Annotated in this window: 13 protein-coding genes and 1 pseudogene; 3 read left to right on the top strand and 11 right to left on the bottom strand. The window is 44.8% G+C overall.

Annotated features, from left to right (window positions below):
* On the bottom strand, positions 1-4,699 hold a 4,699-nt coding region (locus tag QUA77_RS22125), incomplete at its 3' end, for an AAA family ATPase (RefSeq protein ID WP_333452516.1).
* Positions 4,700-5,067: 368 nt separating this feature from the next.
* On the bottom strand, positions 5,068-5,940 hold the full coding sequence (locus tag QUA77_RS22120) for an S-methyl-5'-thioadenosine phosphorylase (RefSeq protein ID WP_333452514.1): 873 nt from the start codon (positions 5,938-5,940) through the stop codon (positions 5,068-5,070).
* A 209-nt stretch (positions 5,941-6,149) separates the two neighbouring features.
* Between QUA77_RS22120 and QUA77_RS22115 the strand changes: the two genes are divergently transcribed.
* Positions 6,150-6,356: a hypothetical protein gene (locus QUA77_RS22115; RefSeq protein WP_333036261.1), complete on the top strand. Its 207-nt coding sequence runs from the start codon at positions 6,150-6,152 to the stop codon at positions 6,354-6,356.
* Between the two features lie 147 nt (positions 6,357-6,503).
* On the opposite strand, the gene QUA77_RS22110 is transcribed toward QUA77_RS22115, so the two are convergent.
* The 5 genes from QUA77_RS22110 to QUA77_RS22090 all read right to left on the bottom strand — a co-directional run bounded on the left by QUA77_RS22110 (position 6,504) and on the right by QUA77_RS22090 (position 10,248).
* Positions 6,504-7,343, bottom strand: coding sequence for a Tab2/Atab2 family RNA-binding protein (locus tag QUA77_RS22110; protein WP_333452512.1), 840 nt, complete (start codon positions 7,341-7,343; stop codon positions 6,504-6,506).
* A gap of 562 nt (positions 7,344-7,905) precedes the next feature.
* On the bottom strand, positions 7,906-9,111 hold the full coding sequence (locus QUA77_RS22105) for an adenylate/guanylate cyclase domain-containing protein (RefSeq protein WP_333452510.1): 1,206 nt from the start codon (positions 9,109-9,111) through the stop codon (positions 7,906-7,908).
* A 21-nt stretch (positions 9,112-9,132) separates the two neighbouring features.
* Entirely contained in the window at positions 9,133-9,675 is a 543-nt protein-coding gene (locus QUA77_RS22100) for a peroxidase-related enzyme (RefSeq protein WP_333452508.1), read from the bottom strand.
* Positions 9,676-9,771: 96 nt separating this feature from the next.
* On the bottom strand, positions 9,772-9,999 hold the full coding sequence (locus QUA77_RS22095) for a hypothetical protein (RefSeq protein ID WP_333452506.1): 228 nt from the start codon (positions 9,997-9,999) through the stop codon (positions 9,772-9,774).
* A 39-nt stretch (positions 10,000-10,038) separates the two neighbouring features.
* The gene (locus QUA77_RS22090; RefSeq protein ID WP_333452504.1) at positions 10,039-10,248 is read right to left on the bottom strand and encodes a hypothetical protein; all 210 of its coding nucleotides are present in this window, start codon (positions 10,246-10,248) and stop codon (positions 10,039-10,041) included.
* A 16-nt stretch (positions 10,249-10,264) separates the two neighbouring features.
* Between QUA77_RS22090 and QUA77_RS22085 the strand changes: the two genes are divergently transcribed.
* Both QUA77_RS22085 and QUA77_RS22080 read left to right on the top strand, forming a co-directional pair.
* Positions 10,265-11,542, top strand: a complete 1,278-nt coding sequence (locus QUA77_RS22085; protein WP_333036253.1) for a valine--pyruvate transaminase — start codon at positions 10,265-10,267, stop codon at positions 11,540-11,542.
* 124 nt (positions 11,543-11,666) lie between these two features.
* Entirely contained in the window at positions 11,667-12,227 is a 561-nt protein-coding gene (locus QUA77_RS22080) for a Uma2 family endonuclease (protein WP_333452502.1), read from the top strand.
* Between the two features lie 48 nt (positions 12,228-12,275).
* On the opposite strand, the gene QUA77_RS22075 is transcribed toward QUA77_RS22080, so the two are convergent.
* The 4 genes and pseudogenes from QUA77_RS22075 to QUA77_RS22060 form a co-directional block, all read right to left on the bottom strand.
* Complete coding sequence (locus tag QUA77_RS22075; protein ID WP_333452500.1) at positions 12,276-14,447, bottom strand: caspase family protein; 2,172 nt, start codon at positions 14,445-14,447, stop codon at positions 12,276-12,278.
* Positions 14,448-14,654: 207 nt separating this feature from the next.
* The gene (sat, locus tag QUA77_RS22070; protein ID WP_333452520.1) at positions 14,655-15,836 is read right to left on the bottom strand and encodes a sulfate adenylyltransferase; all 1,182 of its coding nucleotides are present in this window, start codon (positions 15,834-15,836) and stop codon (positions 14,655-14,657) included.
* A gap of 554 nt (positions 15,837-16,390) precedes the next feature.
* Positions 16,391-17,406 (bottom strand): annotated as a pseudogene (locus QUA77_RS22065) (IS701 family transposase).
* A 431-nt stretch (positions 17,407-17,837) separates the two neighbouring features.
* On the bottom strand, positions 17,838-18,950 hold the full coding sequence (locus tag QUA77_RS22060; protein WP_333036248.1) for a glycosyltransferase: 1,113 nt from the start codon (positions 18,948-18,950) through the stop codon (positions 17,838-17,840).
* Positions 18,951-18,965: the final 15 nt, after the last annotated feature.

Below are 18,965 nucleotides of genomic sequence, written 5' to 3'. Positions count from 1 at the left end.
GGCGGCGGGTTACGTCTAGTTCGGCACTCATGCGAAGGTTTTCTACTTTTAGCCGATCGTTCAAAACCAATATTTCTCTATTAGCTTGGGCTAATTGTGCGGTGCGTTCTTCTACTTTTTGCTCTAGGGTTTGATAAAGTTGGGCATTTTCTAGGGAAATAGCAGCTTGGGCAGAAATTATGTTCAATACTGCTAATCTGTCTGCTGTAAAAGCGCCAGTTGCGAGATTGTTTTCTAGATACAAAATGCCGATGAGTTTGCCTTGATTGATGATGGGGGCGCACAATACTGATTTGGGTTGATTAATTGCAATATAAGGCTCTGCGGTAAAGGTTCCTTCGCGGACGGCATCGTTTAAAACTACATCTGACTGAGTTCTTGCGACATAGTTGATAATAGATGTCGGGAGCTCCTGACTGTTATTAACAGCAAGAGATTGCAAGACTTGGACGGAACCGTCAACGTCTCCGGCAGCTTCAATTCTGAGTTCGCCCCTGCTGTTTAGCAAGATAAGAAAACCTTTTTGAGCTCCGGCATTTTCAATGGTAAGTTTAATTAAGTTTGACAGCAAGGATGCTAATACTACTTCGCCGGATATTGCTTGCGATGCTTTGATTACTGTGGTAAAGTCAAGCATTGATGAGCTGCTGCTGCCTGTGGATGTTGGCGGAAGGGATGTGGTTATGGCAGAAAGGTTTGTACCTGTTGATGTTTGTCTCAGCCATAGCTGAGGGTAGCGTTTTTCTAAGTCTTTAACTTTGGCTGCTGCACCCCAGCGGAGATAAGAATAGCGGGCATTTTGCAGGTAGGTATTGGCAATCAATGTCTTATTTTTAGATAAGTAAAATTTGGCAGCTAGTTCGTAGGAGAGGGCTTCTTCGTTGATGTATTCGTTTTCTCCAGCGGTGGCGATCGCGCGATCGTACCAGTCCATTGCTTCAAAGTTTTCCCCTTGAATGTGGCACAATTCTGCTTCTATTAGTTCTACTTTCTGCAAGTAATTCATCGGTGCGTGAGTGGCCAATACTTTCAGTTTCTCCAGATTGGCGGTTACTTGTTCTAACATTTGTTCGCGATCGCTCTGGCTGACATCAAAGTAAACCGCAAGTCGCACCAGAGAATCGTAGAAATAAAAGAGGGGCGCAACAAGCGAACCAACCACTCCAGCTAAATATGGCGCTGCTAAGTCAGCATATTTTACAGCTTCAGCAAATTCTCCAAAGAGATAACAGAGAAGCGTTTTTTGCAAGTAAATAATAAAAACTGCACTACGATTGTTTTTTTGCAGCATCATAGGCAACTGCGTGTCTTCATTATATGCTTCCCCCATTAGCTTGCAAGGATTCTCCGAGCGATCGATTAAGTTGAGAACTACCTGCCGGATTACTTCATTGCTGGTCAAATCAAATTCTTGCTTGAGTTGGCGTATTATGCCATGGTAGGCAGCTATTTCTCTTTCCAATTCTGTGAGTTCTTTGCCAACAAAATAGCTATGCCAGCAGTACACACTGGCATTGTGGCAGGCATTTCCTATGTCTCCGGTTTCTAAACCGATTGCCCAACCATCATGCGACAGCTTTAAAGTTTTCCTAACCGATTCTTTGTAATGTTTGACAAAAGCATTAACGCAGTGAAGCGTGTGTGCTTTAACTGTGCCGGCGTTAATTCGCTCCAGCAAATTTAAAGCCAGTTCGCCAAATCGATAGCCAGATTCTATGTCGTTGAAAATCGCGCTAAAAAGCATTCCACAACGGGCATAAGCGGGCAAAGAATAAGGATTATTGCCATATTCTAGGGATAAATTTACCAGTTTAAAAATCAATAAAGGCTGGAGTTTTGGGAAGGAAAAATACGCAACATCAAGAGTGCTGGATATCACCTGCATGGCTGCTAATTTGTCCGGGGCTGTCATCAGTGGTAAATCGATTAAATCTTCGATTTCTCTGCCTGTTAGCGCTGCCTGAGTTGCTTGCAACGCCGCCTCAATATCTGTCGTATTGGGCTGTTTGGGAAAATGTATATCTAACAGTTCTAGCACTGATAAAGCTGTGTCTAATGCTTGCTGGAACTGGCTTTGGGCTAACTGAGAGCGAATTTTTACTTGATAGACTTTTACTTTATCGAGCACTGTTTTGGCTTGTTGCAGCACGGAAGTTGCTAATTCCTCCATCTGCTCGAAATCGGTACTGATGTAAGCGGCTTCTGCTGCTTCTTCGTAGAGATTCAGCGTTAAGTCGTATTGGGTTTGCCAACTGTCTGCACTTAATAATTGCCTGCCCGCCGCGAAGTAATCTAGTGCTGATTTATAAGCAGCGGAAACTTTGGCTTTTTTGCCTGCTAAAAGGTTGAGCGCTGCCAGTTCATTGCGCTGTGGCTGCGTGGCAATTAATTCGCTGCCAAAGTTGAGGTGATTGACGATATCAAATATTTTATGTTGTCGCTGTTCCGGCGCAGTATTTTCCAACAAAAGTTGTCCGACTCGATAGTGGACAACTTGCTTTTCTGGTTCGGGAATTAGAGAATAGGCGGCTTGCTGGACGCGATCGTGCAAAAATTTGTAATAAACAGTTAAATCTTCTGAACTTTGCTCTAATTCTAGAAATCTGTAATCATTCCCCACGGGAATAATTAAATTTTGCCTAACTGCTTCCAAAAGTTTCTCGTTAGTTGCTTTTACTGAATTTTCACTAACAATCGCCAACATTTTTACGTCAAATTGGTTGCCAATGCAAGCAGCAAATTTTAATACTTGCTGTGTTGCCTGGGACAGTTTTTGAATTTTTCCTGCCATCAGTTCGACTACATTGTCAGTAATTCCCTTGGCTTGAATTTGCTCTAAATCCCACTGCCAGTCTCCCTTGGCCCCCTCAATCGTCGGAGAGGTGGGTCCAAATTTCAACAGTTTCTCAGCATAAAGTGATTTGAGAAACTCGTTAATAAAAAAGGGATTGCCTTGAGTTTTTTGCAGGACTAACTCTGCTAAGGGCAGGGCTTTTTCGAGATGGCATTTAAGAGTATCTGCAATTAAATAATTGACATAATTTAACTTTAAAGGTAAGAGGGAAATTGAATTAATTACGCATCCAGTTTTCTGAATCTCATTAATTGTTAACATCAGCGGATGGGCGGCAGTGACTTCATTATCCCGATAAGCACCAATCAGAAACAGATATTGCATATCTGGGTCGGTGATTATCAATTGAAGCATCTGCAAACTTGCGGAGTCTGCCCACTGCAAATCGTCGAGAAACATGACTAAGGGATGTTCAGGCTTGCAAAATACGCGGATGAAGTTATGCAATACTAAATTAAACCGATTTTGGGATTCAGCGGAAGGAAGTTCGGATAATTCTGGCTGCTTGCCCACTATTAATTCTAATTCGGGAATTACATCAATAACGACTTGAGCGTTAACTCCAACTGCTGTTAATATTTTTTCGCGCCACTGTTGGAGTTTGACTTCTGTTTCTGCGAGCAATTGCTGCACTAATTCTTGAAAAGCTTTAATGACGGCGCTGTAAGGAATATTTCGCTGAAACTGGTCAAATTTCCCGGCGATGAAATAACCTTTTTTTCGGGTAATGGGTTTGTAAATTTCTTGTACTAATGCTGATTTGCCAATGCCGGAATATCCGAATACTAACATCATTTCGGAATGTGGTCGGCTGTTGGGGGATGGCTGAGTGTCTGAGGTTAGACTTTCTGCTTCTTCCTGCAAGCTACCTGCAACTCGCTCAAATGCCGCCAGCAGGCTTTCTATTTCTGTTTCTCGGCCGTAAAGTTTTTGAGAAATTTGAAACTTATCTGAAATATCGTGCTGACCAATAGGAAAGTCTTCTATCTTGCCTTGAGTTTGCAGTTGAGTGAGACATAACTCTAAATCTGCTTGAATTCCCCAAGCGCTTTGATATCGCTCTTCTGCGGTTTTTGCTAACAGTTTCATTACGATATCTGAAACAGGTTTAGGAATCTCTGGATGGACTTCTTGGGGCGGAAGGGGTTGTTTAGCGATGTGACAGTGTACTAATTCGATCGCGTCATTACCTTCAAAAGGCAGTTGATTAGTTAGCAGTTCGTAAAAAGTTGCACCTAGGGAATAAAAATCAGCGCGGTAATCGATGCCGCGATTCATTCTTCCGGTTTGTTCGGGTGCTATATAAGCTAAAGTTCCCTCTAAAACGTTGGGACTTATTAGGGTAGGATTTTCTATAGACAAGACTGTCGAAATGCCGAAGTCAATAATTTTGACTTCCCCGGTTTTGGGGTTGATAATTATATTAGATGGGTTAATGTCTTTGTGGATAATATTAGCGCTGTGAATCTCACCCAACATCTCGACAGTTTTGATAGCGATGGGGAGAAATTCCGCTAAGGTTATCTGACGTTGCTGCCGCCATAAACTTAAAGATTCAGCGCCCTCATCCTCGAAGACGATGGCAAGAGAATTATGATATTTTTCTAAGCTGTAAGCTTTAACAAAGCCTGAGAAATTCAGAGTTTGACTGATTTGGTATTCCTGCTGGTATCTCAGCAGTTGTGCTGGTGTTGGCAATTCTTCTTTCAGCAGCTTGAGGATGATCGGTAGGGGTTCGGCGTAGCCGTCGCGTAGCGAATCGCGATCGCGAATTCCGCGATAAACTAAGGAATTTTCGCTTTCATAGATTTGGGTTAAAATCTGATATCCGGGAATGCCAAGCATAGTTTAAATTGTCCGTTTTGAGCTTTTGCGCTTTCTGTGCTGCAGTTGCAACCCCATCTTGCCATTATTGCTCATATATGAATGCAGTGGGAGATCGATCGCTGCCCCTGCATAAAAAACGACTGTTTGCAAAATCGGGATGCTTCCTAGTGCGAGAGATTCAAAAGTAGCGAGAGAAGAGCTTTGGATATTTTCGGAGATGTCTATTGTTAAAAAAGTTGATAGGCAATGGATCTTACTCCTGACTTCTGACTCTTGACTCCTAGATATACAAATATTTCTGCCTTCTCCCCATGATGTAGGGTGCGCGCTGCACACCTTACACCTGTGGAATCACCTATAACCTAATGATGGCAACTTAATTTCAACTACAAATACTTCTGCAAGAGCAAACCCATTTTCTCCTTAGTTGCGGCAGGCACTTGATCCAGCCGAGTCAGAATAGCATATTTCAAAGCTGAATGCGACTCGGAAACGGGGGGATGTTCTGTTAACCTCCGGACTGTTTCTTGAATGGCTTTTTGGGCATTTGCTGCATTGCGGTGCAAGTTTGCAACTACCATTTCTACAGTTACGCTGTCGTGATCTTCGTGCCAGCAGTCATAATCGGTGACTAATGCTAAAGTTGCGTAGGCAATTTCTGCTTCTCTGGCTAATTTTGCTTCGGGCAAATTTGTCATTCCGATGACTGTCGCCCCCCAACTGCGGTAAAGGTGGGATTCTGCTTTTGTGGAAAATGCGGGGCCTTCCATGCAGACATAAGTGCCGCCCCGGTGCAGGGTAACGTCGGTGAGGTTCAAGGATTCGATCGCACTTGCCAATACTTTAGCCAATTCGCCGCAAACCGGATCGCCGAATGTGATGTGAGCGACTATTCCTTCTCCAAAAAAAGTAGAAACTCGATTTTTTGTACGATCGATAAACTGATCGGGCACTACCATATCTAAAGGTTTCGCCTCAGCTTTCAGAGAACCAACCGCCGACGCTGAGATTAAATACTCAACTCCCAAACTCTTCATTGCATAAATATTTGCGCGATACGGCACTTCTGACGGCAAAAAAGTGTGGTTGCGGCCGTGTCTAGCCAGAAATGCTACGGGCGTACCGTCCAATGTTCCCACAATTGCGGCATCCGATGGCGCTCCAAAAGGTGTATCAATTTTCACCTCTTCAATATCTTTGAGGGCCTCCATTTTATACAAACCGCTGCCGCCGATAATTCCGATTTTTGCTTGTGCCATTTTTACCCTCTGCTGGAGTTTTACCACAGTGATTCTATCGGGCCATCGTTAAGTTGGTGTAAAGATAATTCAAGATTTCGTGACAACAGTCACCCCACATACACTATTTTGTCACTAAATATATGTGATCTTAATCACAAAGTAGCTTCACAAAATCTTTAAAAATAAAGGTACATAGTTCTGTTACTTATTTTTAGCGTGTTAAGACCATGACAGTCAGCTCTGCTAACCTCCCCAAAATCTCGATCGAGGCGATCGTCCAGCGCATCTTTGCTTTTCGGCAAATTACTCCCCTTGACAGACGGCTGCTGAAATCAGCCATGCTAGCCCAGAAAGGTCTGAACGAAAAAGACCACTCTCACATCAACCGAGTGTGTCAGGGCATCCGAAACGGATTGATTTTAGTTGTAGAATAAATTTGCAGCACTATCTGTTGCTAGCTCAAGAAGCTGTTTTAAAATTTATGCTTGAGTCTGTATCGGCGGGAACTGAGTTCGGGCGGTGTTTTACTATTTTTAGGCGCGCGAACCCTCGACATCACAAATAATATTATTTACATCTTATTATCGATCAAAATTCAACAGCCAAAAGCCTGTATAAGTCATGCCACTATCATCGGGCTGGACTAACAAAAAATGTAATCCTTTACTTAATTGCTTGCGCTGTTGGTAAATGTGGGCCGCGGCTTTCACCTCGCTATCTTCAAAAGTAGCCACAACCCACCTATCTACTAACCCAGCTTCCAATATCAATCCGTCGGGCTCTCCAGCAATATAATTCAAAGCGAAAGGTTTGGCATCCTGAAGCCATCTAGCCAACCGCATAGACTGGCGTCCGCCGTCAATTACAACTCCCGGTACGGGTACTGTTGAGGCCAAGCCCAAATTCAGCGGTAACAGAAATTCTGGCATTTCCAAAATTGGCAGGGGACGCCCTTGGAAAGCATCTTCAATGTCGCCAGCGGGTAGGGAAGCAAAACGCCAGCCATCGCCCCAGAGGTTTTCGGGTAAGGGCACTGGCGGCGGCGAGTCGAGGGCGATCGCACTGTAAGTTTCACCTGTATAATTAGGCATACTCGAATATTCTTTGGCGCGTTGTTGCAGCAGCAATTTCAGAGTCGCAGTGCGCCGAGTAGCTTCTACCTTGACACCCAAAACTTTGCCCGCAGCTTCGATTAAGCCCAGAGACTGAGGTCTAAATACTTGAATCAAGTCAGGCAAATTCTGAGTTTGAGCTTGCTGCTGCAACTGCGAAGCTAGCCAATTAGAATTTGCGTCCCCTTGGCGGCAAACAGCGCTAAATTGAAAACTACCTTCCGAGTCGCAAATTAAGAGTTCCCACAGTGGTTTACCCGCCTCATCTTGGAGAGGGCGGCGGTAAAAATCGACTTGCCAAATACTCATAAATAATTAAAATTTAAAATATACAACTCGATCATTTTAATATAGTTTGGCGCACTGCGATACAATACCGAACTATGAAAAAAGAACTTCGAGCGATATATTCTCAGTTCATAGTTGAGTTTTATTTGCATATCTAACACCAGTTTAAAAAAACTGCAACTGTAAGCCAGTGATCCAAACCGTCGTAAGCTGCTACGCATCTAAATTATATTTTAGGGCGGGCGGGACGCCCACCCCACAAGAATTTACTCAAATTTAATTGTCAAATTTAGATGCGCCTCAGCTTAGTAATCAGTAATTCCCAATTCTAAAATATAAAACAATAGTCCGGACACTTTTTCTATGGCCCAATGGCTTATTCTCGCTTGACTTTGAGGCGAGCGTGGATAATTAAATCAATGTCACCTCTACCCCTGACTTGCATTTTATTCGACTTTTTTATGATGCTTGCCCTGTAAGGCTTGTAGTACCGTTCCAAAAACTGTCCGGAGTATTGATAAAATATAAAATAAAATAACGGCTCCCTTAGCCATCCTCCCTTAGCAATGAGCCACTCCCAAATTTATTTAAGATAGCGAACCAAATACATATCCAACTCGCCCTTACTTTTAGCATAAATTTTTCCTCGGTATTCGCATTCAAAAAAATCTCTAACTAATTCAAAGGTTGCATGAGAGATATTGATATTTCCAGGTACGCCGGAAGATTCCATCCGAGATGCAGTATTAACTGTATCTCCCCAGACATCATAGGAAAACTTTTTATGGCCAATTACCCCAGCAAGTATTGGGCCTGAATGAATGCCAATGCGGATATCCCAATAAGGGATATTTTGGTGAGCTTTCTGTATTTTTCGCAAATCCATGAACTGTCGAATTTCTATGGCAGCAAGTACAGCGTCAAATGCGTGTGTTGGGCGAGGCGTAGGAATTCCTGCCGCGCACATATAGCTGTCGCCAATAGTCTTCAGTTTTTCCATAGAATATTTATCCATCACCCGATCGAAATAAGAAAAACAATAATCTAGTTCGTCAACCAACTCTCGCGGCGTCATTTTTTCAGATAAATGAGTAAAGCCTTTAAAGTCAGTAAATAAAACCGATACGTTATCATAATAAAGTGGTTCCACTTTGCCGTTATTTTTGAGTTCCTCGGCAATTTCAACCGGCAGCACGTTCAACAGTAGCTGATCAGATTTGTGCTTTTCGGCATCGAGATCGGAATAGAGCCTATTTATCTCTTTAAAACGTTCAGCATTGCGGATGGCTGAGGATAGTTGTAAAGCCAAAAGATAGCCAATCCGCAAGTCTTCTTGAGTGTAAGCTCTCGACTTGGTTGTGGCAAAATTAATTGTCCCTAAAACCTTACCTTCGCTTTCCAAAGGAAGGATAATTTGCGAAGCGTAGGGGGATAAAATAGCAGTAGCACCCGCTTCTTGAATTAATTGAGGTTGACGTGTTGTGAAAGCCTTGTGAATAGGGCCGCCCTCTGGGAGGGCTGCAATATCTACAGGGATATGCCTGCCAAATAAGGTCATGCAAGTGTTAGTGCTGTGCAGGCAAACGCTACAGTGTTCAAAGTCTAGCAACCATTTGGCTTGCTTGCCTAGTACCCGCAAAATCTGGTTGAGATCCAGGGTGCGGTTAATGGCAGTGGCAACTTCGTTGACAGCGGAAATGCGAATGGAAAGCGCTTGAGCTTCTGCTAACAAACGGCGGGCTGTAAGCAGAAGTTCTTCTCGATCTAGATCTTCTAGCCGCTCGCCCATAATAGGGGTATAAAATATAGATTACAAAGCATCTATTTCGAGGGCTATTGCATCAGTGTATCGGTTGACAAAGCTAAACAAGTCGGCTGTCGCAATAATCTCAAAGATTTCTGAATCATCAAGTCCTAAATCCCGCAGGTTTTGGTAATCACTTTCTGTCATTTCCAGCGGTTTTGTAGCAGCCAGCAAGCCAAAGGTAATTACGGCTTTATCACGTTTTGGCAAAGGGCAGTTGGCAAAGTCAGAAACTAGGGTTCGCAGTAGTTCTTCGCTCATCCCCAAGGCTGACAATCCGTGCAGGTGAACTTGGAGAGCGTACTCGCTATTATTTGATTGGGAAATAGCGACGCCGACCATTTCTTTAAGCGTGCGGGGTAAGTCTCCTTGCAGGATTGTTCCCCGGAATTTTTTCCAATTTGCTTCTAATAGGTCAGGGTTTATTGCCATTGACTTGAACAGGTTGGGGACGATGCCAAACCCCAAGTCAGTCAATATTTCTTCGTACACTGATTTGGCTTTAGGATCGGTAAGTTGATCGTATTCTATAAGTGGAAAGTGTGTCATTGTTGTGTTGAATTTTACGGCAGTTAATTGGGGTAAGAATTTACGTTTTTGTTATGTAACGCCACTCAAAGGGCGACCTTACGAGCTATCTTGGCTTTAGTCGGATTGATGATAAAATGCACCGCTGTCAACAAACCGCGAATTATGAAAATGGTCTAGCAACAAATCTGATTCTTGAGGCTGGATTAAACCTGTAATTATAGCAGTAACAGGAGCCCATAAAATTCTGTTGCGATCGGGTTCTACGGCTAATTTTAGATTCTCCCAATGGTTGTTGTCAAGTGTCGGCAATTCATCGGGCGCGACGGCGTGAAATCTTACCACAACTCTTGAATTAGAGATTGCTGTTCCGTTCGCTAAATTTTAGGCAAAAAACACTGTTCGATCGATCGATAGAACTCCACAACTGGCCACAATCTTATACTCCGGCGCGCGCACAGGGGAAGAAACAAAACGCTGTGCGATCGAGTTTATAGAATTAATCAGATGCTCGATCGACAACCCATGCCTCAGACAAGCTAGGCTAACGCCTGCGACTGGAGTTATCATGGGTAAACTGTAAACTTCTATCATTGTCGCTGCATTTGCTATGAACCCTGCCCTGACTCAATTTGGCGCTCAGATGTCCCACCTCACGGGAGTTCGGGCAATTATGAAAGATATTATTGAAACACTCAGAGCCGGCAGCGGGCAGGAGTTTATCAATTTGAGCGCCGGAAATCCGGTGATTTTGCCGGAAGTCGAGCAGTTGTGGCGCGACTGCACTGCTGAACTTTTGGCGAGCCCGGAATACGGCGAGGTGGTTTGTCGCTACGGTTCCAGTCAAGGTTATCAGCCGTTTATCGATGCGGTATTGGCGGATTTTAACCAGCGTTACGGACTGAATTTGACCGATCGCAATATCCTAATTACTCCCGGAAGTCAATCGATTTACTTCTACGCAGCCAACGCTTTCGGGGGCTACACTACCAGCAAACAGCTTAAAAATATCGTCCTACCGCTGAGCCCAGACTACACGGGTTACGGCGGCGTTAGCTTGATTCCCGAAGCGGTAGTCGCTTGCAAACCCACCCTCGATATTGATGCAGCCGCCCACAGGTTCAAATACCGCCCGGATTTCAGCCAACTGTCGATCGACCAAAGCACCGGTTGCGTCATTTTTTCCCGTCCCTGCAACCCCACCGGCAACGTTCTCACCGACGACGAAGTTAAGAAAATTGCCGATTTAGCGGCCGCTTTCGACGTGCCGGTGTTCGTTGATTCCGCCTACGGCCCTCCGTTCCCGTCCTTGAACTTTACCGAAATGACGCCGATTTTTGGCGGCAATATCGTGCACTGTATGAGTTTGTCGAAAGCTGGATTGCCGGGTGAAAGAATCGGAATTGCGATCGGCGATGAAAAACTCATTCAAATATTAGAATGTTTTCAGACCAATATGTGCATTCATTCGCCAAGATACGGACAGGCGATCGCCACTCGTGCCATTACGTCCGGCGCTCTTGCCGACATCTCCATCAACGTAATTCGGCCGTACTATCAAAGCAAATTTGCGATCGTAGAAAGCACTCTTGAACAAGCAATGCCGAAAGATTTGCCGTGGTTTTTGCACCGGGGCGAAGGAGCAATTTTCGCATGGTTGTGGCTGAAAGATTTGCCAATGACTGATTGGGAACTGTATCAAGAGTTGAAGAAAGTGGGTGTAATTGTCGTGCCTGGAAGTTCTTTCTTTCCAGGTTTGCGGGAAGATTGGCAGCACAAACATGAGTGTTTACGCATTAGTTTGACTGCAACAAATGATGAGATTGAAACTGCCATGAAACGCTTGGCTCAAATGGTAGAAAAGCTTTATCAGTCTGTTGACGGTTGACTGTTGACAGTTGACTGTTTGCTGTACGACGGTTGACTGTTGACATTACCAACTACTCATGACCATAACTTCTTCCTTGGCCGATCGACTACAATTTAAAAAATAATTAGCAGCGCGGTGGGTTATGGCAGTGCAATTACTCAAAAGGTTGTTGACCGTAGAAGAATATCATTTAATGGGCAAAGCTGGTATTCTTTCCGAGGGCGATCGGGTAGAACTGATAGAAGGAGAACTTATCCAAATCGCAGCAATTGGAACTCGTCATGCTTCCTGTGTGAGACGATTCATCGGACTTTTCAGCGAAATTCCCAGTAACCGGGCTTTTCTGGATGTGCAAAACCCCATCCAGTTGAACGAGCGCACCGAACCTCAACCTGATGTAGTATTGCTGAAACCCCGGGCTGATTACTATTCAACAGCACATCCAGTAGCGTCAGAAGTTTTGCTGTTGGTAGAAGTATCCGATAGCACGGTTGATTACGATCGAGATGTGAAAGTTCTTATTTACGCTCAATCGCTCATTCCTGAAGTCTGGCTAGTAGATATAGAGGCACAATGTTTAGAAGTTTACCGCCAGCCGACTCCTAATGGTTACAGTTTAATCCAAAAATTTTGGCGGGGTCAACAAGTTGCGTCGCTCGCCTTTCCTGATTTGGAAGTGAATATCGATTTCGTACTCGGATAGATTCGGATTAGAGGTTATAGAAAACATTCCCAAGTCCCCATTTTTCAATTAAACTACCCGATAAACAAAACCCAGCGTTGCCCAAACATTCACATCCAAAGCCAAATCATCCGTCGATATCCCCACTTTCTGCACCCCTGGAATGCTAGCGGCGTGCAAATCTTCGAGTACCGCCCGCGCCACATTTAAAGGATTCAACAACACTCGAATTGGCAGGGCATCCCTCGTTTGCTGCGTTTCGGCTTCTATTGCAGCCAGAGTTTGAGCCAAGGGACTCTCACTAAATATAATCATAATTTCTGCAAGTCCGATCGGTCCAGATACCGCCCACCCGATCGCCCCAGCCGCCGGCACGGTCAAATTCTCCCCAGGAGCGATCGCCCGCGACATTCCCCCCACAGATTCTTTGCCCTCAGTGCCGAGCACTGACAGCCGTCCCGCGCTGTCCGAGCCAAATACCGCAAAGTAAACCGGGCGATCGCTGTCGTTATACAATCTGTACCGAACTCGGCTGCCTTCGGGCAAACTTAGTATATGAGCGCTTGCGGATTTCTCACTTTCCCCGCTCAGCGGTTCCAGCCGATAATCACCGCCGGCCCGCACAGGCTCTCGCTGCGCCACAGCCCGCGCTTGTGGTGCGAGAGTTGCCAATTCCGCCCGCACCTTCAGGCGCGAAGAACCCTCGTTGGCTGTCAGCCGCAGCAACTTCCCCGCCTGCAGCGCTTTCAACTGCGGAGTCAAGCGCTGCACCGCCACCTTGACTGCTTCTCCCCCGTCGCCCTGAGTATCGGGAATCAGCATTTGAGCCAAAGAAAACAAACCGTAACGGCTTTGAGGCAAAGCAGGCTCGTGAGCAGAGACTGTTTCGGCTAAAGTCGTTTCCGGGACTCTGCCGAACCGACAGTCAGCCAATTGCTCGCTGCCTACTGCCGAAACTTGCGGCACAGTCGCAAAGGCGCTGGTAGCGTCCACCCGCTCGATGCGTTCCAAACCCGAGTCCAAAGCTACTGTCAAACCGATGTTTCGCGGCAATACCCGAATTTCTTCCTTCACGAGTTCGCCGACTGTTAATTGGCCGTCTGTTCGATCGAACCCGTCTACAACTTGGGCTTTAGCAGAGAGGCCCGTGCGTCCCCGCAGCAAAAGCCTCGCGCCCTCCGAAGAATCCACTGCAAACACAGAACCCCCTGAGCACTCCAAAACCCCCGGCGACAACCCGCCCAGCCACAACTGCACAGTTTTGCCCCCCTCTTCCACCGCCGTCACAGCGCCGTCAGATGCAGGGGAATTCAAGATTAAATTTGAAAAATTCACCGCCGGCGCGGCTGTTAAATCGTGATTGAGAATTTGCGGTTGCTGCGATAACCCCGCCATTTGCTCGACATTACCCGCCGCGCGGCTGAAACTGACACTGAAACTGCTAGCGGGAGTTGCCCACCACAAAGTTTGGGTGAGGGCGTAGGTAAACAAACCTGCGGTAAATCCGTTCCACTCTTGTTCGGCGGCGAGTGCGGAATTCGCGCCCGCGGCAAGTAAGGCGGCGTCCGGACGGAGATTTGGGCGGGAGCCGAGGTCTTGGGCAAACGTTAATTCTGCGAGGCTAGGCTCGCCGATGGTGGGGCGGGGGCGGGAGCGAATGCGAAAGTTGCCGTTTTTGGGGAAACCCGGATAGGTGTAGCTGGTGTCGAGGATGGCGAGCGCATTTTCTGTCGCGAGCGATCGCATCAACAGCAACAGCGTTTCCTCTAAAATATCGTTCACCGCCCGGTTTGCTAACAACGGCAAAACATCATCCGCCGGCACCAAACTGTTTTGCATTTTTCCGGGAGACTCGCCCAAACTGACTCGGCTACCGCAGCCGCTAAAGTGAAAAACTACCACGTCACCGGGTTTTGCTTGTTGAGTCAAGTGAGTGACAAAAGCCGTCTCGATATTCTCCCTCGTAGCTTTAGCGTCAGTCAAAGTCAAAATGTCCGACGGCACAAACCCAAACCGATATATCAGGAGTTCCCGCTGCAATTCCACATCCGTGACGCAGCCGTGCAGGGGCGAATCTGGATATTTGTCAACGCCAACCAACAAAGCCAATTTCCTGGCTGTCGGCTGCGCTAAGGCTTGGAGGTAGCGATCGCCCAACGGCAGCCACAGGGCCTCGCTGATTCCGATGGCGGCCAGCACCCGGCCAGCTTGCTGCAAAAATTCCCGCCGCTTGAGTCCCATTTTTAAATAGCTTTGAATTTTAAGTTTTGAATTTTAAGTTAAATTCCCCTCAATAATTTTAGGGGAATTAATTAGATTTTGAGTGTTTAGTATTAAGGGAGTTTTTAAGTTTTAACTTTTGAGCTTTAAGTTAAAAATTTCCCATTTAAAACTCAAAACTCAAAATTAAAAACTATGCAGAATGTCGCCCCCACCAAAGTTCAAGATTTAAATCTCGTAATTGAAAATATTCATTGCCTTGGCTAATTCTGCGGCGACTTCCGGCCGGGAAAACTGCGGCGGCGGCAATTTTCCAGCGCGCAGCATTTCCCGAACTTTGGTTCCAGACAAATGCACCCGTTGTTCGGGAGTGCTGGGACTTGTTTTAGTTGTAGCCATTTGTTCCGTCAGCGTGCAATAGAAAGCGTGCTCGAATTTCATCGGCACAATTCCCAATTCTCCCGGCTCAAATTCATCAAAAATATGTTGGGCATCGTAAGTGCCGTAATAATCGCCAACTCCCGCGTGATCGCGCCCCACGATAAAGTGAGTGCAGCCGTAGTTTTTGCGGATTAAAGCATGAAAAATTGCTTCTCGCGGCCCGGCGTAGCGCATCGCCGCCGGATTAATTGCCAAAATTACGCGATCTTTTGGATAATATTTTTCTAGCAGAATTTCGTAGCAGCGCATCCGCACGTCAGCGGCGATGTCGTCATCCTTAGTCGTCCCGACTAGCGGGTGCAGGAACAAGCCGTCTACTGTTTCTAAGGCGCATTTTTGAATGTATTCGTGTGCCCGGTGGATGGGGTTTCGGGTTTGGAAACCGACTATGGTTTTCCATCCTTTTTCTGTGAACAGTATTCTCGATTTCGCCGGGTCAATTTGGTATTGGGGAAAGCGGACATCTAGTTCGCGTTCCAGCAGCCAAATGTCGCCTGCGAGGTTAACGGGCCCGGCTTTGTCTACTACTTGGACGCCCGGGTGTTTGAGGTCGTCGGTGCGGTAGACGTTGAGGGCTTCTTCTTCTTTACTGTAGTGATATTTTTCTGTAAGTTCCAAGAGCCCGACAAATTTGCCCGCCGGCGAGTCGAGGCGCACTAAAGTGCCTTCTTTGAGGGAGTCGGCGACTGCTTGGGAGACCGAGAGGGTGATGGGAACCGACCACGGAAGGCCGTTGGAGAGGCGCATTTGTTTAACGACCGATCGATAATCAGCTTCGTTCATGAACCCTTTGAGGGGACTCAGGGCGCCGATGCCGATCATTTGCAGGTCAGAGATCGATCGATCTGAAAGCTGGACTCGCGGCAGGGACTCTGCTTTGTCGAAAAATTCTTGTCTTTGGTCTAGTGTGGCAATGCGGTTGACCAGGATGCCGCCGTGAGGGGCAATGCGGTCTGAATGCTGGCTCATGTCGATTCGGGATTTTAGATTTAAGATGTTGGACTTTAGCTGCCAGACTATATCGTACCAAAGTATTGTTACCATTAATTAACTTTCCTACCAAAAGCCGGCGCACATAGTTGTGATTTTTGCTATTAACCTTAATTTATTTCGCCACTCATGACAGTTTATAATTTATTAGTGAAATGATAAATTCATGATGAAAAAAGCATTCATAATTGATTTTTTCCCAAACTTAAAGTATTCTAAAATCCTAAATTCTGACCTTTTATTCAGCTATTTCTGCGCCGAAATAGATGAATTTAGCGAACAACCAATAACTCGCAACTTCTCTTGTCTGTATTACGCCCTATAAGCAGTCCATTTTGTGGATTCTCAACTCCCCAAAAATAGCTTATTTGAAAATTTTAATTATGCTAATGACTTACGCATAAACACCATATATAGCGTTTATGAGGCTCCTAAACTACAAGCCGCTAAAGGGTGATTGCCCCGCCTGCTATAATCCAAAACAATCTGGACCCTAACTGACTAAAAATACGATAGGCTGTCTTGAAAGCCACTTAAACTAAAGTCATAGCAATCGAAGGATTGCGAAGTTCTTCGGTTAAATAGTTACCGAGTAAGTTGTACTTAATTTAATAAACAGTCTGGTGAGTTTGCCGCGCTAAATGCTTCAACCTTACCCAGACAAAAATAGCACAGCTAATATGATTTCTTTGAATGCGAGCTTTTCGACATTGACACTTGTCAATTCCCGTTAACTATTTAATTTCTCGATGAAACTCCTCAACCTTCCATCTCAGGCCACACTCTTTTTGTACAACCTCAGTAGAATCTTGAGCTTTATCGTTTGTGGCAATAAAGTCCGTGCGGTCGGTAGAAACCTCTACCCGGAATAATTTCACTTTTTTATTTTGAGGAGATTTTTTAATTTTGATTAATTTCCCGCTTTTTTATTCTTCTTTACTCCAACTTAGATTTTCTATCCTTTGATAAGGGTTGACTCCATCAGTATCATCTACCAGCCGATTTTTTTTAAGCGGACAATAGTAGATTTTTCCTAGTTCGTCTATGAATTTCATTAAATCTGAGGTGGCATACCAAGCATCCATTAAGACCGTGCTAAAGGGAATTTATTTATGATATTTTAAATTATTCAGCAGATCCTTAACACGATCCAGCTTAGACTTTCCATCCGATTCTGGAGCGTAAATCCGGTAATCAATTATCCAAAACTCCTGAGTTTCTCGATTAACATATACACAGTTAACTAGCCCAATGCCCTCGATAACTCGATGTTCATTACCACTATATTGGCGACGAGAAATTTCGATTTCTTTAGAATAACTTTTATCTAAAACTGTATCATCAAAAATTACGGCAGCTTTTTCAGATATCAAGACAAAGGTTTTTTACATTTTCCCAGATTAGGTGAGGAGTTAATTTTTCCCTCCTTAAATAACGATTTATCGTATAATGGCTGCACTTTTTTAAGTAGTCAGCTAGATTGGTAATTGTATAATTAACCTGACTGCGAGCGTAAATATTGGCAATAGTCTAGCTTGGTAAATCCCATACAGCTTACCCCTTTTTTATGCCTCCACTATAAAATAATTTCTCTAAAAAATCTATTGACTCTACCTCTCTTAGAATTGAAATTTCTCATGTAAAACTCAAGATAGTTAATTTTATATTATCGCTCTATCCAATGGGTATTTCTCAACCCGGTACGCTATATCTAGTGGTGGTGCGTAAGTCCTGAATAGAAAAAACTAAGTCGTCTCTACTCCGTTCCGCTTTCAAGCGCGAACAAAGTATTGCCAATTAGGGCGGTAAATAAATCGACGGCAAAGTCGATCGGAATCCCCTTCAAATCTATGACTTTTATTTCTCTACAATCAGATCGGGCATGGCAATCAAGCAATTTAGTCCCGGGCCCCCCAGATTCATTCCTTCGCAGACTCAGGACAGGAGTAATTATCCCATCCCAAATCCCAAATCCCAAATCTAAAATCGGCTGACCATTTTTTCATGAATCATCTTCATCTGTGACAGTTCTTGCCGCAGTCCCTGCGGTAGAGGAATTTTCACAGCTTCCAGCATACTTTGAATCCGATGTCTCCAATCGTGACGGGCTAAACTTTCAACATAGTTGCGTTTGTATATAGAATTAAGCCTCCCCTCGTCCTGTAAAAGTTCATTAATGAATTCAACACTTTTGTGCGGGTCATCGGGCAACTCAATAGTAGCATCTTCCCAATTCATCAACTCATCCATTAGATGTGTAGTTGGACGCTTCCCAACTATCGCACCGCCAGTCGCAGCACCATAAAACCAACGCAGTGTAATAAACGAGTAAGGAAACCGACGCATACCAGGATAGAGCGTGTCAAATGCCAAGGTGAGTTTGCTATGTCTGAGAATGTGAAATAGCAGCAGAGTATCTGGCTCGTCTCTACGCATTTCGTAAGGCAATTTCGGAAATTCCTCTGCTGTTCTGGGCGTAGATTTATAGTAAATTTGTTCGGAACCAGGTTGATTGAATTTATTTAGAAACACAGTGTCATAGTGTGAAGGTATCCGCCCGAAGCTTGTTAAATCTATTGAACGCTTGAGTTGACACGAACCCTGAGCGAGAACATCAGCAGCAAAAGGGATCAGCGATACTGGTATACCAAAACGTTTTTTCAGTTCATCTATAATTTCTGGAAGTGCAACGAATAAATGATCTAAATGATAGACATTTTTTGAATAAATTTCCGGTGCCCAAGAATCGAAAATATAAGCGACGACAACATCAAAACGCTCCCTCCACTTAGGTATACTTGAGAGTAGTTCCAGATCGCCTCCTGATAGACCAATCATCAGTAAAACATTTGGTTTGTCCGACAATTGAGGTAAAAGTGGTAAATTATATAAACCTGTAGTAGACTTAACGGCTTTAAGGACTATTCGAGCAGCTAGCGGATAAAGTGTGGATGACCACTGGACTACCTCGCGGGCAGATGGTACCAAAAGTTGTGCGTTACAGGTTCGTACAACAATATTTTCTAATTCAAAAACAGGATCCCAGGATACATTTGAGACTAAAGCCCGTGAAGAAAGTACAAAAATATTCATAGCTCGATTTTAATT

The sequence above is a fragment of the Microcoleus sp. K5-D4 genome (genome assembly GCF_036704575.1).
In the GTDB taxonomy this organism is placed as follows: Bacteria; Cyanobacteriota; Cyanobacteriia; order Cyanobacteriales; family Microcoleaceae; genus Microcoleus.
The sequence above is the reverse complement of the archived record's forward strand: the minus strand, read 5'-3'. Positions and strand labels throughout refer to the sequence as shown.